This is a genomic window from Lyngbya confervoides BDU141951 (genome assembly GCF_000817775.3).
GTDB lineage: Bacteria > Cyanobacteriota > Cyanobacteriia > Thermosynechococcales > Thermosynechococcaceae > Lyngbya > Lyngbya confervoides.
On sequence record NZ_JTHE03000062.1, the window covers coordinates 21,326 to 37,101 of the forward strand.

Here is a 15,776-nt window from a genome sequence, read left to right on the forward strand (position 1 = left end):
CTATTTTGAATCGGTTCACCATGAATCTGGCTATCCTGCCCTAGGGCGGGCGGGTCTGAAGAGAGCCTTGGAACCCGGAAAAATAGGTGTGGGTGATGCTCAGCCCACACCTGTGCTTTTGCTTTCTTCAGCCTTAGCGACTGATCAACTTTTGGCCTTAACGTTTACTTTCACGACCTTTTGGGTTTCTTTCTCCAGTTTGGGAAGGGTCAAGGTCAAGATCCCGTCGGTATAAACGGCGCTCACCTCTTCACTTTTAACGGTGCTTGGTAAAGGAATTAAGCGTGAGAACTTTCCATAGTGGAATTCAGATCGGACTATGCCGCCTTCCTCAGACTCAGACTCGCTTTTCCGCTCACCGGAAATGGAAACGGAGTTCTCAGAAACTTTAATTTCCAGATCCTCAGGCTTCATGCCCGGAACTTCAAGCTTGAGAGAGAATTGCTCCCCTAAATCGGAGAGTTCGGCTGAGGGGACGGTCTCCTTTTCCCCCAGCCCCCAGCCCGGAAATGCGAAATCTGAAAATAATCGATCCACATCTGCCTTGAGACGGCCCATGTCAGACCCAAAGGTGTCCCATCGATCAAGGCCATGACCTGGACGCCATCGAGTAATGGACATACCTTCCTCCTCCCGTTTTCCTAGCGTGCTGACTATCATTCGGCGGCTCCGGGAATGAGGGGGCTTAGATTCTCGTTTGCCTTCACTCACCCACCACCTTCCCAAGAACCAGGTCGAGGCTGGAAAATCTCAGCTCAGCCTACCCTTAGCCTAGTTCAACCTCGTGAAGATGGTGTGAAGGTGCCGGTGTAGTCTCTCAGGGGGATATTCCAGGCAAGGTCTGAAGATGCAAGAGGGCCAGTCTCGTGGACCCTTGAATTAAAGTCGCAGGGCTGAAGCGCAAGGGATATTTTTGGCGTGGGGAATGACCTCCACAACTTGCTCAGATTTTAGGATTATCATCAAATAAGATGCAGCCAAGAGGTTCAAAATCCCCCCGCCTTGGCCCCTTCGTGTTGTGGAGAAGGCAGATGACTCAATCGCTGTCTGTTCAAGCTGGTGAACTGGTATTGAAGGGAACACTGACTTACCCCCGCAACGCCCAGGGCATTGTGGTGTTTGGCCTGGAGAACAATCAAGCTTTTCTGGACTTCCAAAATCAATTCATTGCCCGCAGCCTCAATCATGATGGGCTGGCAACTTTGCTCCTGGACCTGCTCACCTCTGCGGAAGAAAGCGTCAATCGATCCCCTCGCCATCTTCAGTTGGATAGTTTTTCCCTGGCCTATCGCTTAATCCGGGCGACGGACTGGGTACAGCAATTTTTTACCACTCCAGTGCTTAACATTGGATATTTTGAGTCGGGAGATCGAGCGACAGCGGCAATGATTGCCGCCAGTGAAAGACCCCATCTGGTCAAAGCAGTTGTCTCACGCGGACGTCATCCAGATTTAGGCGGCATGGCCTTGTCCACCGTGACCGCTCCCACCCTGTTAATTGCGGGAGGAAACGATCAAGAAAGCATTCAGTTTAACCAAAATGCCTTCAACGCTCTTTCGGCAATCAAGCAGCTTGAAATCATTCCTGGCACGGCCCATCAATTTAGGGGACGCAATGCCCTAAAACAACTGACCCAGCTGACCTGTCAGTGGTTCCAACGATACCTGAACCCGAACCATGAAGCGGTGTTTTGAGAATAAGAAAAAGTGGGGCAAGGGTCTGCTGGCGGCGACTTTTACCGTTCTGGGTCTGCGGTTGCTGCCCTATTTGGCCCCGGTTAAGGCCCAGGATTTGATCCAGAACGATCGCGCGATTGAGTTTCGCGATCGCCACGGGCTGCCTCTGGGCACCCTCCTCTCCCGCAATCAGGATCACACGGCGGTGGTGCCCCTGGATCAGATTGCCCCTGAGTTTTTGCAGGCGATCATTGCGGCGGAGGACGGACGATTTTATCAACATGGTCCGCTGGACTGGATCGCCCTGGGCCGGGCTGGACTGGAGGCCCTAGACGCGCGGCAAATGGTTAGCGGGGCCTCCACCATTACGATGCAGCTAGCTCGTATGGTGGATCCAACGCCCCCCACTGTTTCAGGCAAGCTTCAGGAAATCTGGCTGGCCTGGCGTATGGGAGCGGGCATGAACCGAGATCAAATTCTCCACGCCTACGTGAATCGCTTGCCCATGGGAGGCAATCTTTACGGGGTTGAGGCGGCAGCTCAGGCCTACTTTGGCAGCTCTGCTAAGAATCTCAATTTAGCCCAGGCCAGCTTGCTGGCGGCGATTCCCAATCATCCCAATCAGCTCAATCCCTACGAACATTGGGCCAATCTGAAACGACGGCAGCGCTACGTGCTGGAGCAAATGCGCCGTGATGGCTACCTGGACGCAGCGCAGGTGGAGCGGACTGCTGCCGAACAGGTCACGCTGCGGCCCCGTTCCTCCGATCTTCTGGCTGCTCCCCATTTTCTCTTCTGGGTTTCCCCCCAACTGCCGCCGGACCCGCCAGCCCAGGTGATCACCACCCTGGATCGAGACTTGCAGGCCTATGTCCAGGCCCAGGCCCAAGCCATTGTGCAAACCCTGGCTGCCCATCAGGTGACTCAGGCCGCGGCCTTGGTGGTGGATAATGCTTCGGGCGAGGTGCTGGCCTACGTGGGTTCGACGGATTATTTTCAGGAGTCCACCCTGGGCCGTAATGATGGCGTGCAGGCCCTTCGCCAGCCCGGATCGACCCTGAAACCGTTTCTCTACCAGCTGGCCTTGGATCGGGGGCTATTGCGGCCCAATTCCATTCTGGCCGATGTGCCCACGGCCTATGCCATCCCGGAGGGGCGGATCTATCAGCCTCTGGACTATCATCAGCAGTTTTTGGGACCGGTGCGGGTGCGCTTGGCGTTGGCTAACTCGTTGAATATTCCGGCGGTGCGGCTGTTAGAAAGGGTCACGGTGCCAGCGTTCTTAGATCACCTGCGATCGCTCCAGTTTGAACATCTGACCCAAGATCCGGAGTTTTATGGACTGGGTCTTGCCCTAGGCAGCGGGGAGGTGTCCCTCTGGGAGTTAGCCAGGGCCTACCTCACCCTGGCCCAACAAGGGACCCCCCAAACCCTGCGGGTTTTGCCTGGGGCGTCTCCAACCCCCCCAGCGCAGCCGCCGTCTCCCACCTGGGCGTTCATTGCCGACGTCCTCAGCGATCGCTATGCCCGCGCCCAGTCCTTTGGGGTTGACTCGGTGTTATCGCTGCCCTTTCCAGCGGCGGTGAAAACGGGAACCTCCTCCGATTATCGAGATACCTGGACCATTGGGTTTACGCGAGATTACACCGTTGCCACCTGGGTCGGGAATTTTGATGGGTCCCCCATGAGAAACGTGTCGGGCGTGACGGGATCGGCGCCACTTTGGCACTGGATTATGCTGCATCTGCATTCCCAGCGCGACCCCTTGGCCTTTGACCCGCCGGCTGGTTGGGTGCAGCGGCCCATTTGTGCCCTCACCGGAAAAAGGCCAACTTCAGGCTGCACCCCGGTGGTGCAGGAATATCTGAACGAAGCAGCCTTAGCGGGCTATCAGCGGGGAGAGGCGGCATTTCTGGAGACCGCGGCGGGCGTGGGGCGATCGCCCTCGGGGTCGGAATTTCCTGCGCAATACGATCGCTGGCTGGCCCAACATTCAGCCTTGGGTGCGGCCCAGGATCTCAAAATTGTTTCCCCGCAACCCGGCGGTGTGTATCTGCTCAGCGGGCCTGGTTCATCGCCGCCCCCCCAGTTAGAATTTCGGGTACAGGGGGGCGATCGCCTCTCTTCCCCGCTGCAGTGGGTTTTAAATGGAGAGCCGGTCGGCCTGCAACGGGAGCCTGCCTTCTTCTGGTCCCTCCAGCCAGGAGATTGGACCCTGCAGGTGTCCGCCGGAGACAAGATCGATCAGGTTCGCTTTCAGGTTTTGGAGGAGCCCTTTCAGCCGGATCGCCGCGGCTTTTCCCTGGGGGATGCTCCTTGATCGGGTGCCAGAGACCTGCATCTGGGGCCAACCGCTCCAGGGTGCAAGGCAATAAGAATTGTAGATATTTCCCCAATTAATAGACGAAGAGGATATGACTGGATCATTCAGCTAGATCATCGGGAAGGTTGGCTGAGAAAGGGAGTGCCTGTTTCTCAGGAGGCCACCGTAAGCCTCGGGTCAGCGCCTGACCGCAAGGATTGCTGGAAGGTTTGGGAGAATTACTGCAATGAGTCGATCAAAATGGCAACGATCGCGCCACTTTATTTTTTTCATTGCGGGTGTGCTGTTGGTGGTTTTGTTTTCTGCCTGTAATGGGCAGTGGTTTAAACAGGAGGTGAGGGTGCTCCCAGAGGTGGCGGCAATTCCTGTTCCAGCCCTTCCAGATTGGATCGAAGATATTAGCCCAACCCAGGACTCCACCCCCCTGAGCCCAATTCGCATCCGCTTCAAAGATCCCCTGATTCCCCTGGAGCAGATTGATTCCCCAAGGCAGCAGGAGATTTTGGAAAACTTTGCCCTCTATCCGGCCATCCCTGGGAAGTTTCGCTTCCTGACTCCGCGCATGGTGGGCTTCCAGCTCGATCAAGCCCTTCCCCAGGCAACTCGGCTGCGGGTCACCCTCAAGGCCGGGTTGAGCGATCTCCAGCAGCACCGCCTGGAGGAGGATCTAGCTTGGACCTTTAGTACTGCTCCCCTGAGTCTCACGGATCTCCCCGGCGAAGCGGCCAAGGCTGAGCAGGAAGCAGACCCACTGGATCTCAAGCCTCAGCTTTCCTTTAGCGCCAATACTCAACTCAATCCCCGGTCCCTCAAAAACCATGTCCGACTGGAGCCCTCTGGGGGACAGCGCGCCATTCCCCTCCAAATCGAGCTAAAACATCAGTCTCAAACCGCGGACTTGTCAGATTCAGGCCTAGATCCCGGATCTGCCTTTAACCCGGATCAAACCCAGTGGAGGTATACCCTCACCCCCAAACAACCCCTTAAAAAAGCCACGGTCTATGAGCTTAAATTCACTCCCGGATTAGCACCGTTGCGCGGCAACCTCCCCATGTCCGATGAGATCCTGCGGACGCTAAAAACTTACGCCCCCTTAGCGTTTGTAAAGCTGGACTACTGGGGGCAGCCCGAGGGGGGCAGTGCCTATGGCCGGTTCCAAAAGGGGGCAGCCCAGCTTCAGTTTAACCAGGGCCTCAAGGCGGAGTCGGCCCAAAACCATATTCATCTCAGTCCTGCTCCCCGCGCGGGAGTGCCAGTCGTGCGGGCCTATGAGGGCGATCGCGGGGTGGACTTGAACCCCTGGGCCTTAGAACCGGCCACCACCTATAAGATTCAAATTGATGCCGCCCTTGAGGATGTCTACGGCCAAACTCTGGGGCGATCGCGTACCCTGGAATACAACACCGGAGATGCCGCCGCCGCCCTGTGGGTGCCCTCTGGCCTGAATATTTTTCCGGCCGGTTCCGACCTCCAGCTGAATATTTCAGCCATTAACCTGCCCCAGGCATCCTATGAGTCGGCCTATCGAGTGGTTCAACCCACCGACTTGATTTATACCGATACCGCCTATCCCAGTAACCGCGAGATCGATCTGCTGCCTCCGGCAGAAACCTGGGAAACCACTCCCCTTCAGTCTCCCAAAAACCAAACTGTTATCCTCTCGGTGCCCCTGGCCGAAAAGCTGGGCGGCCAGAGTGGAATGCTGGCCTACGGGATTCAGGCCCGCACCCTTCGAGATCAAAAGGCCCAGGGTGGAAATGAGCCTACCTACTACGGGATGGTGCAGCTCACGAATTTAGGGGTTTTTGCGCAATGGTTTCCCCAGTCGGGGATGGTGCGGGTTCATCATCTGCGCGATGGTTCCGCTGCCGGAAATGTGGCGGTGGAAATTTATCAATCTCGCTTGGAGGAGTCGCCCACGCCGGGTAAAAATCGCCCCTGTGCCCAAGGGAAAACAGATGCTCAGGGATTACTCTCCCTGAACGCTGCGGCCCTGCAAGCCTGCATGGGATCGGCCAACAATGAGTTTTCCGAAGCGCCGACGCTGCTGGTGGTGGCTCGAGAACAGCAAGATTGGGCCTTTGTGCGCACCTGGAGCTACAGCGGCTATGGATATGGCGCCAACATTGGGTGGAGTGGTAGCCAGCCCGACTCGCGCGGCCTGATCTTTTCCGATCGCCAGATCTATCAACCCGGTGAACAGGGGTGGTTCACGGGGGAGGCCTATCAGCTGGCCTCGGGTAAGCTGGAGCAGATCCGACAGCAACCCTTTCGCGTCACCCTAGTGGACCCCACCGGGGAGATTCAGTCCTTGGGAACTCAGCAGAGCAATGACTTTGGTTCCTTTTCCTTTCCGATTCAGTTTTCCAAGACGCAGCCCCTAGGGAACTATACCCTCAAGGCCAAGGCGGACAATGGCTTAGAACTGCTGGGAGAATTCCGCATCGCTGAGTTTAAGCCGCCTAACTTTAAGGTGGATTTAAAGCTCGATCGCAAGTTTGCAACGCCCAAGACCTCCGTCAAGGCCACGGCCAACAGCCGTTATTTGTTTGGATCGCCCCTGGGCGAGGCTCAAATTCGGTACTACGTGACCCGGCAACCGACAACGTTCACGCCCCCAGGATGGGAAAAGTTTAGTTTTGGTCGGCGGTGGTTTTGGCCTGAGGAAGAACCCACGGTCACCAGCGATGTGATCCAGCACTCTGGCCAACTTGACCCAGTCGGGGAGAGTCAGCAGGTCCTGGAACTCCCCGAGGATCTACCCTTCTCCATGACCTACCGGTGGGATGCAGAGGTGCAGGATGTTTCCAATCTCACCGTTGCTGCCACTGCACAATTCGTTGCCCTGCCCAGCGATCGCCTTATTGGGCTGCGCAGTGACTGGGTGGCTGATGCGGGCAAACCCCTTGCTGTGGAGATGATTGTGACCGACCCAACGGGCCAACCCATGACCGGTCAATCGGTGCAGATTGAGCTGCAGAAAATGACCTATCATACGGTGACGCAACTGTTAGAGGGCAGCGCTTCTTCCCAGGATCAGGTGGACTATCAAACGGTGGACCAAGTCCTTGTGCGATCCGGGCGATCGCCCAAGGTGATTCAGCTCAAGCCCCCGGAATCAGGTGCCTATCGCATTCGGGCCAACCGGATGGGCGCTAAATCCGAAGCGACGGCCACCGATGTGCAACTCTGGGCCACCGGGGCGACCCCCGTTTATTGGGGGCATCGCTACAGCGATGACCGCCTGGAACTTAAGCTTGATCGAGATCAATACCGCCCTGGCGATCGCGCCAAGGTCTTGATCCAGTCCCCCTATCCTGAGGCAGAACTCTACCTGGCGGTGGTGCAGCATCAGACCCTCTATCAAAGGGTGCAGGTTGTGCAAGGCGGAGCGCCGGAAGTGGAAATTCCCATTACGGCGGAGATGTTGCCCAATGCAGTGGTTGAAGCCATTTTGATCCGGCGGGGACTGCCCTTGTCCCAGACGGAGCCTGACAAGGTGGAGGATTTACTGCGGGTTGGATTTGCCCCCTTCAATCTAGATCTCTCTGCCCAGCGCTTGCAGATTACCTTAAAGCCCCAGATCACTTCCCTGGCGCCTCAGGCAGAGCAGCGGGTGCAGCTCACTCTGCAAGATGCCAGCGGCCAGCCGGTGCGCGGCCAGTTCACTGTGATGGTTGTCAATGAGGCTGTCCTGCAGCTCACAGGCTATCGGATTCCGAACCTTTTGGAGACGGTCTATGCCCAGCAGGACCTCTCGACCCGATTTGCCGATAATCGCCGGGATGTGGTTCTGGCTCCTCTGAACTCTCCCCTAGAAAAGGGGTGGGGGTTTGGCGGGGGCTTTTCCGCCGGGGCAGGGAGTACCCGTATCCGCGAAGATTTTCGAGCCTTGGCCTACTTCAATGGTTCTGTGGTCACCAATCGACAGGGAGAGGCAGAAATTCAATTTAAGCTGCCGGATGACCTGACGACCTGGCGAATCATGGCCGTGGCCAGCGATGAAAACCTGCGCTTTGGCACCGCTGACACCACCTTCGTTTCCACCCAGCCGCTGATCACCACCCCCGTGCTACCCTTATTTGCGCGACCGGGCGATCGCTTTGAGGCGGGGGTGTCTGTTACCCAGACGACTCAGGACTCCGGTCCGCTGAAGATTAGCGGCACCCTTGCCCAGGGACTCTCCTTTGCCGATCAACAGCAAACTCAGCAACTTCAGCCGCAAATGACGGGCCAAACCGCGGCCTTTCGACTGCCCATGGTGGCCACCCAGCCCGGCACCGCTCAGGTACAGTTTACTAGTCAGCTTGGCCAGAACGGTGATGCCTTTCAAGTGCCCCTTGAGATCCGTCCCCACAGCACACCCGAGCAGGTAATTAGCACCGGTACAACTCAGGACAAGGTGGAGATCCCGCTGCAGTTGAGTCCTGATCTCGATCCCACTGCTGGAGGGCTGGATGTTTCCCTGTCCAGTACGCTGATTGCGGAACTGACGGCCCCTGTGGAACAGATCCAGCGGGACCGGGATCTTCCCTTTCTTGAGCCCGCGGCCAGTCAGCTGGCGATCGCCGCGAATTTGCACCGGCTTGCCCAGGTCTACGGTCAGATCTTCCCAAACTACAGTCCCCAGCGCCAGGCCGAAATTGCTCTAGATCGCCTCGCCCGTCTGCAAAACTCAGATGGGGGGTTTGCGGCCTGGCCCGGCCAAAAACAGTCTGATCCCATCTTGACTCCCTATGCGGCCCGCAGTCTGGCCCAGGCTCAGGCCGCTGGCTTTACCGTGGAGGAACGGATGCTCAGGGCAGTCAAAACCTATCTGTCCCAACGCATTGCCGAACCTGACGCGGGCACCGACTGCACCTCGGACCTGTGCAAGAATCAAATTCGTCTGGCAGCCTTGATGAGTTTGGCAGAGCTTGGCGATCGCCGCAATAGCTTTGTCTCTGAGATTTACCGGCTGCGTGATGACTATAGCCTGGTCACCCAGATCCAGCTAGCGCAGTATCTCTCCCGCTTGCCCGACTGGCAAGCCGAGGCCACAGCCCTGACGGCAAAACTGCAAGCCCAGCTAGCGGTTAGGGGGCGATCAACCCAGGTTGATTTGCCGCGGCAATGGGCCTGGTGCTACGCGCCCGAATTGGCCCAAGCCGAGGCTCTGCAATTGATGATTCTCCAGCGACAACCCCCCGAAAGCCTGGATCGACTTCTCCAAGGACTCCTCGATCAGCGACGCGATGGGATTTGGGGCAGTACCTACGCCAACGCCAGGGCGCTGGCAGCGCTAGTGGACTACAGCCTGCTCCAGCCTGCTCCCCCCAGCTTTAAAGCCCTGGCCAGATTAGATGGGCAACCCCTCCTTACGCATCAGTTTGAAGGCTATCGCAACCCGCTGCAGCTCAAGTCTGTCTCCCTGGATCAGATTACGCCCGGCCCACACCGCCTGGAGCTGTCCAAATCTGGCGTTGGCCAACTGCACTATCTTGCGGCACTGCGCTATCGCTTGCAGGGGAAACTGGCGGGACAGATGAACGGGTTGCGGATCCTTCGCACCCTGCGCCCCGCGAATCAGGATCAGATTTTAAGCACCATGGATCTCCGCCCGACGGAGGACCCTCTATCAGTTTCCGTCGGTCAGGTGTTTGACATTGGCTTAGAAATTATTACGGACCACCCAGTGGATCATCTACTGGTCACAGATCCGCTGCCCGCCGGGTTTGAAGCCGTGGATACGACCTTCCAAACTGCCACCCAATATTTTCAGGGGAGGGGGGATAGTTGGCAGCTCAGTTACCAAAACATTTTTAAAGACCAGGTGGTGGCCTACGGCGATCGCCTGGAGGCCGGATCTTACCAGATGCACTATCTGGTTCGTTCGGTGACCCCCGGCACGTTTGCCTGGCCCGGCGCGGAAGTACAGCTCAAGTATAAACCGGAGGAATTTGGCCGTTCGGCTGCTGCACAGCTTGTGGTTCAGTAAGAAACGTCTCTTTTTGCATTAAACATGTTTTCTTCTAAACATTTATCAAGAAAAATGTTTCATTCTAAATCTTCATTGCCCGTTGAGCCTGAGATTGATTCCTAAGATTAAAAAAAATAAAATTCTGCTGAGCAATCCTTGAAGTGAACGTAGATTGGGATTGCCCCAAGGATCGCAACCAAACTGACTGCAGGGTAGTTATTGTTCCTCGACCTGATCAGTCACTGTCAGCAAGGAGAGCGTATCAATCGCCTCCACATTACGGAGAGGCACTATGAATATTTGTCTACCCCAGCATGATCCGCATCCAGCTGAGCGCAAAGCTGCACTAGCAGAGCAGCAACAGCACTATTCCTATAACCACAGTGCTGTCCCAGGCATTGCAATGGCTAGCCAGGTACCCGAAAAGGACAAATCCCTAAATACCTTTGCCTGGGTCCGCGATAATATTTCTCTACTGTTAAGAATTAGAGCCAATCAGGGGCTTCAAGATATTGCGGAACGGGGTTTGAGGCCTCTATTCATCTGGCGATTGCTCAGCGCCGTGGGGCTGTATCGAGTTTTGAGTAACGACCGTCGCGCCGGATTTTGGATTGCCCTGCTTAGAACAGTGCTAACCATCGTGCAAAAGCTAGAGCGTCTGATAGGGCGTCAACCCAAATCAGAGGATCTAGAGGCTGATGCCAAGGCGGGAAAGACCGACTTAGTGGAAGAGCGCCTCAAAAGCATAGCTGTTCAAATTCAAAAAGATCGCAGTCATCTTTCGAGAAGGGCCGTTATTCAGCAGAAAATTGCATCGGGATCTGCGATTGCTGAGGCTGAGGTGGGCAGTAGCCTTCTTGACTACAAAGCGCTGTTCAGGGCCTATGAGGATCTATTTCAACTCATCTATTTGCCCTGCATTAGTCAGACCTTTCAGCAGGACAGATCCTTTGCTGCGCAACGGGTGGCAGGCCCTAATCCGCTGGTGATCCAGCAAATTCAAAGTCTACCCGCGAAGTTTCCGGTCTCTGATCCTCAATTTCACGCCGTGATGGGACCAGCAGACAGTTTAGCCAAGGCTGGCTCAGAGGGACGACTCTACTTAGCCGATTATGCCGTCCTGGAGGGGGTGAAAACCAGCGCCTTCCCCAAGGCTCAGAAATATCTGAGCGCTCCTCTCTTGCTGCTAGCGGTGCCCCAGGGGGCGAGATCGCTTATTCCCGTTGCAATTCAGTGCGATCAAGTTCCTGGCCCCACCAACCCGGTCTTTATCCCCCCTGCGGAGGGGACACCGCAGGCGGAGAAGTGGTCCTGGTTGATCGCCAAAACCATTATGCAGATTGCGGATGGTAACTATCATGAGATGATTTCGCATTTGGGGAGAACGCACCTCCTGATGGAATCCTTTGTCATTGCAACGCAGCGACAGATCGCGCCCAATCATCCATTGGGAATCCTCCTGAGACCTCATTTTGAAGGGACGCTCTTTATTAATTCATCCGCCCTCACCGGACTGGTAAATCCTGGGGGGACAGTGGAGAAGGTCATGGGCGGAGAGCTCTCGGAATCCCTACGACTGGCGGCAAAAGGAGTGCAAGGATTTCCCTTTGATTTTAATGCGTCGATTATTCCAGACAGTTTTGCAGCTCGTGGTGTCGATAACCCAGCGCAGTTGCCGGACTATCCCTATCGGGATGATGCATTACTGATTTGGGAGGCCATTCATGACTGGGTGACGGATTATTTAGGACTCTATTACGACCATGATGCGGCTGTGCAACAGGACACAGAAATCCAGGCCTGGGTATCAGAATTAGTGGCAGCAGAGGGCGGCCATTTAACGGGGATCGGAGAACCTGGATCTGGGGATCCGCAGATTCTCACCCGCGCTTATCTAGCCAATGCGATCGCCTTAATTATCTTCACCGCGAGCGCCCAACACGCTGCCGTGAACTTCCCACAAGCCACCTATATGACCTACGGACCTAATATGCCGCTGGCGGGCTATCAGCCTGCCCCTACCAAGGCCACCGGCGCAACCGTTCAGGACTACTTGGCCCTGCTGCCCCCCTTAGATCAGGCGGAAAGTCAGATGAACATGACCTATCCCCTCGGGTCGCTCTACTACACTCGCCTGGGGGATTATGGCGCGGGATATTTTGTCGATCCGCAGGTCAAGGCGCCGCTGCACAAATTTCAGGAACGCCTGAAGCAGATTGAAATTCTGATTGATGATCGCAATGCAACAAGACCCACCTTTTACGATGTTCTGCATCCGGCCAAAATTCCACAGAGCATCAATATCTAACCCAGATTGCGCCTCCTTGGGGAGATGTCGCTGAGGACAGATTTCCCCCAGCACCATGGCAATGATCCCGGCATTTTGCCCTTGGAGGAATAGGGCGATCGCAGGATTGATCCGGGGAGGGGGACCCCCTACCCCCGCTGCCTGAAAGGGTCATCCTCAGCGGATTAGAGCCAGGCGGGTAAACCAGACGATGCAGGCATGACCGGTGGGAGGTTCGGTGTGGCGGACCTGGAAGGGATGAAGCTTCAGCAGCGATTCATTCCAATGCTTCGGTAACCCCCTATACTAAAAGCATAGAACCGATTCACTCCTGGCGGACCTTGGGAGTGAAGGAGAAGGCGTATGGACAATTCTCTATCACGAACAAGGGTCGTGATCATGGGAGCGGCTGGCCGTGACTTTCATAATTTTAATTGGGTCTATCGAAATAATCCTGCCTATGAAGTGATTGCTTTTACGGCCGCTCAAATCTCTGGCATTGCGGATCGCCGCTATCCAACAGACCTAGCCGGAAAGTACTACCCCAACGGTATTCCCATTGTGGCTGAAGAGCAGCTAGATCATCTGTGTCAGACGCAGCAGGTGGACCAAGTGGTGTTTGCCTATAGCGATGTCCCCCACGCGCAGGTGATGCATTTGGCCTCGCGATCGCTGGCTGCTGGTGCTAGCTTTATCCTGCTCGGTCCTGAACAAACGATGATTCAGGCCCAGATACCGGTGGTGGCGGTGTCAGCGGTCCGCACAGGCTGTGGAAAGTCCCAGACAACGCGATGGCTCTCCAAACTGCTGCGGCAGCGCGGGATGCGGGTGGCCGTGATTCGCCATCCCATGCCCTACGGAGACTTGAGTAAACAAGCGGTTCAACGATTTGCCACCCGCGCAGACCTGGATGCAGCGGCCTGTACGATAGAGGAGCGAGAGGAGTATGAGCCCCATCTAAATGCCGGAAATGTGGTCTATGCTGGGGTGGACTATGAACGAATTGTGGCCCAAAGCCAACAGGAAGCAGAGATTCTGCTTTGGGATGGCGGGAACAATGACTTTCCCTTCATTCGTCCCGATTTACATATTGTTTTAGTGGATCCCCTGCGAGCGGGAGATGAAACCCGTCATCATCCCGGCGAGGTGGTCCTCCGCATGGCCGATATTGTGGTTGTGGCAAAGGTGGACGCGGCATCGGCGGCGGCTATTCAACAGGTGGAAGCCACTGCCCGACAAATTAATCCAAAGGCTGTGATCGCGCGAGCTTCCTCTCCCATTTCCCTTGAGAATCTGGAGGGGCTGATTCATCAGCCTGACTTGGATGGCCGGTCGGTTTTAGTGATTGAAGATGGCCCCACCACCACTCACGGCGGAATGGCCTACGGAGCCGGGTATGTAGCCGCCATCCAGGCCCATGCAACCTATCTGGTGGATCCTCGCCCCTATGCCCCACCAGACATTGCCGCGGTTTTTCAGGCCTATCCTCATATTGGCCCCCTGTTGCCCGCCATGGGCTACTCCCCTCAGCAACTGGAAGCACTCCGCCAAACCATTAATGCCACCCCAGCAGATGTTGTCGTGGCCGCCACCCCCATTGACTTGGCGGCTTTAATCCAGGTCAACAAGCCAGTGGTGCGGGCTCGATACGAATTTGCTGAGGCGGGAGAGTTGACCCTCACTCGATGCCTGGAAGATTTTCTGACCCAGATCTCTGTTAGGGCGAACGTGACATGTTAGTGGTGGTTGGGTTGGGCGGGAATGCGCTGCTCAGGCGGGGGCAGCCGCTGACGGCTGAGTCCCAGATTCAAAACGTGCGCCGCGCTGCGATCGCTCTCGCAAACTTGGCTCAGGAGCATCAGCTCGTGGTTACCCACGGCAATGGTCCCCAGGTGGGGTTACTCGCCTTACAAGCAGAGGCGTATCCGGCGGTTCCCCCCTATCCCCTGGATATGCTAGGGGCAGAAACGGAGGGACTGATCGGTTATTTGATTGAACAGGAATTGCGCAACCAGCTACCGGATCAGGCCATGGTAACCCTGCTCACCCAGATAGAAGTGGACCCAAATGATCCCGCCTTTCAAACACCCAGCAAATTTATTGGTCCTCAATATTCAAAATCCGAGGCGCAACAGCTATCAGCCGAGCGAGGCTATACCATTGCCCCTGATGGCAAAGCCTATCGCCGCGTGGTGCCCTCGCCCAAACCAAAGGTCATTTTGGAGCTATCCGTTATTCAACAACTAGTGCAGGCGGAAATACTGGTTATCTGTGCAGGCGGCGGCGGAATCCCGGTGAGTCGTCATCGCTCAGGGCATTTATATGGGGTGGAAGGTGTCATTGATAAGGATCTGGCCACAGCGCTCCTGGCCATTGAGCTAGAGGCCGAGGCGTTGCTGTTGCTCACCGATGTAGAGGCTGTCTATACCCATTGGGGGCAACCCACGGCGCAACGGATAGATCAGGTATCTCACACCCAGCTTGATCCTGAGGCCTTTGCACCGGGATCCATTGGCCCCAAGATTGCCGCAGCCTGTCAGTTTGTGGCTCAGACAGGCCACCCCGCAGGGATTGGTAATTTAGAGCAGGCAGTTGGGATTCTGAGGGGACAGGGGGGCACAAGGATTGTGTAGGCAGGTTCACCCCCAGCTAGGACCTTGATAACAAAACTCCTGAAACCCATTGAACTCGTGCTTTTGGAGGTGATTCGACGGTTTGGGATCCGGTCTATTCTCCATCCACAGCCGGTAAAGACTAGTGCTTTTGGCAATTAGCGCTGGCGGATTTTGAGCTTGAGGCTACGGCTCATCTATAGCCATCTGAAATCATTTTGAATCCTTGATCTCCTATGTTCATAATCTCCGTATGACGGCTATTGCCGCCAAAAAGATTTATCAGCCAGCCAGGGTGAGGGCTGTTCATGAATGATTTAGACTGGCTATATCTTAATGTTTTTATAATATTAAAATGAAATATTCTTTGACTTTGAGGGAATTTTAAAAGTTGACAACTTGGCAACCCGGAATCTCACGCCGATTGATTCATGTCTGATTTTTATTTGGCATGGGGCACCTCGATAAATTGACCTTATTGAGAAAATCTTGGCAGTAATTGAGAACGAGCAATGATTTCATCAGGGATTCATGCGCTAAAATTCTTAGGAAAAACTATTTTTTAGGTGCCCATAGAACAATGATAGAGAACTTAAATCAAGATCTTAAAGACTCTCTATCTTTTGCTCAAAAAAAAATTGAATCGTTGTCCCATGAAAATTGGGCGCTCACCCTGGCGCTGATCGCCAATATTTCTAGCCAAAAGAGGTCCGAAGCCGCCTTAAAAGTCATTCAGGTTCACCTAAGCCAAATTATCAGCACCACTTCCGATGCGCTCATTGTATTAACCATGGACGGGTGCGTGCGCTTCGTAAACCCGGCCGCGGAAAGTTTATTTGGTCGTTCTAAGGAACAGCTCCTCGATCATTGCCTGGGGATTCCCTGCACCGCTGGGGAAACCACAGAAATTTCCATTATT

Annotated in this window: 8 protein-coding genes; 7 read left to right on the forward strand and 1 reads right to left on the reverse strand. The window is 55.4% G+C overall.

The window, feature by feature from the left end; all coding sequences use genetic code 11:
• Nucleotides 1-144: 144 nt before the first annotated feature.
• The gene (locus QQ91_RS11830; RefSeq protein WP_166282282.1) at nucleotides 145-621 is read right to left on the reverse strand and encodes an Hsp20/alpha crystallin family protein; all 477 of its coding nucleotides are present in this window, start codon (nucleotides 619-621) and stop codon (nucleotides 145-147) included.
• A gap of 410 nt (nucleotides 622-1,031) precedes the next feature.
• Between QQ91_RS11830 and QQ91_RS11835 the strand changes: the two genes are divergently transcribed.
• The 7 genes from QQ91_RS11835 to QQ91_RS11865 form a co-directional block, all read left to right on the forward strand.
• Nucleotides 1,032-1,694 (forward strand): dienelactone hydrolase family protein, encoded by a 663-nt coding sequence (locus tag QQ91_RS11835; RefSeq protein WP_166282284.1) that lies wholly within the window; start codon nucleotides 1,032-1,034, stop codon nucleotides 1,692-1,694.
• Nucleotides 1,678-3,996, forward strand: a complete 2,319-nt coding sequence (pbpC, locus tag QQ91_RS11840) for a penicillin-binding protein 1C (protein WP_166282286.1) — start codon at nucleotides 1,678-1,680, stop codon at nucleotides 3,994-3,996. Before QQ91_RS11835 ends, pbpC begins: the two co-directional genes overlap by 17 nt.
• A 229-nt stretch (nucleotides 3,997-4,225) precedes the next feature.
• Entirely contained in the window at nucleotides 4,226-9,976 is a 5,751-nt protein-coding gene (locus QQ91_RS11845; RefSeq protein ID WP_166282288.1) for an alpha-2-macroglobulin family protein, read from the forward strand.
• Between the two features lie 274 nt (nucleotides 9,977-10,250).
• Nucleotides 10,251-12,266 (forward strand): lipoxygenase family protein, encoded by a 2,016-nt coding sequence (locus tag QQ91_RS11850; protein ID WP_166282290.1) that lies wholly within the window; start codon nucleotides 10,251-10,253, stop codon nucleotides 12,264-12,266.
• 342 nt (nucleotides 12,267-12,608) lie between these two features.
• Entirely contained in the window at nucleotides 12,609-13,985 is a 1,377-nt protein-coding gene (locus QQ91_RS11855; protein ID WP_166282292.1) for a cyclic 2,3-diphosphoglycerate synthase, read from the forward strand.
• Nucleotides 13,979-14,878 (forward strand): carbamate kinase, encoded by a 900-nt coding sequence (gene arcC, locus QQ91_RS11860; protein ID WP_166282294.1) that lies wholly within the window; start codon nucleotides 13,979-13,981, stop codon nucleotides 14,876-14,878. Before QQ91_RS11855 ends, arcC begins: the two co-directional genes overlap by 7 nt.
• A 625-nt stretch (nucleotides 14,879-15,503) precedes the next feature.
• On the forward strand, nucleotides 15,504-15,776 hold a 273-nt coding region (locus QQ91_RS11865; RefSeq protein WP_250833342.1), incomplete at its 3' end, for a PAS domain-containing protein.

Excerpts from the sequence above, each read along its gene's own strand:
- QQ91_RS11830 (WP_166282282.1), bottom strand. The coding sequence starts at position 621 with ATGTCCATTACTCGATGGCGTCCAGGTCATGGCCTTGATCGATGGGAC.
- QQ91_RS11850 (WP_166282290.1), top strand. The coding sequence starts at position 10,251 with ATGAATATTTGTCTACCCCAGCATGATCCGCATCCAGCTGAGCGCAAA.
- pbpC (WP_166282286.1), top strand. The coding sequence starts at position 1,678 with ATGAAGCGGTGTTTTGAGAATAAGAAAAAGTGGGGCAAGGGTCTGCTG.
- QQ91_RS11835 (WP_166282284.1), top strand. The coding sequence starts at position 1,032 with ATGACTCAATCGCTGTCTGTTCAAGCTGGTGAACTGGTATTGAAGGGA.
- QQ91_RS11855 (WP_166282292.1), top strand. The coding sequence starts at position 12,609 with ATGGACAATTCTCTATCACGAACAAGGGTCGTGATCATGGGAGCGGCT.
- arcC (WP_166282294.1), top strand. The coding sequence starts at position 13,979 with ATGTTAGTGGTGGTTGGGTTGGGCGGGAATGCGCTGCTCAGGCGGGGG.
- QQ91_RS11845 (WP_166282288.1), top strand. The coding sequence starts at position 4,226 with ATGAGTCGATCAAAATGGCAACGATCGCGCCACTTTATTTTTTTCATT.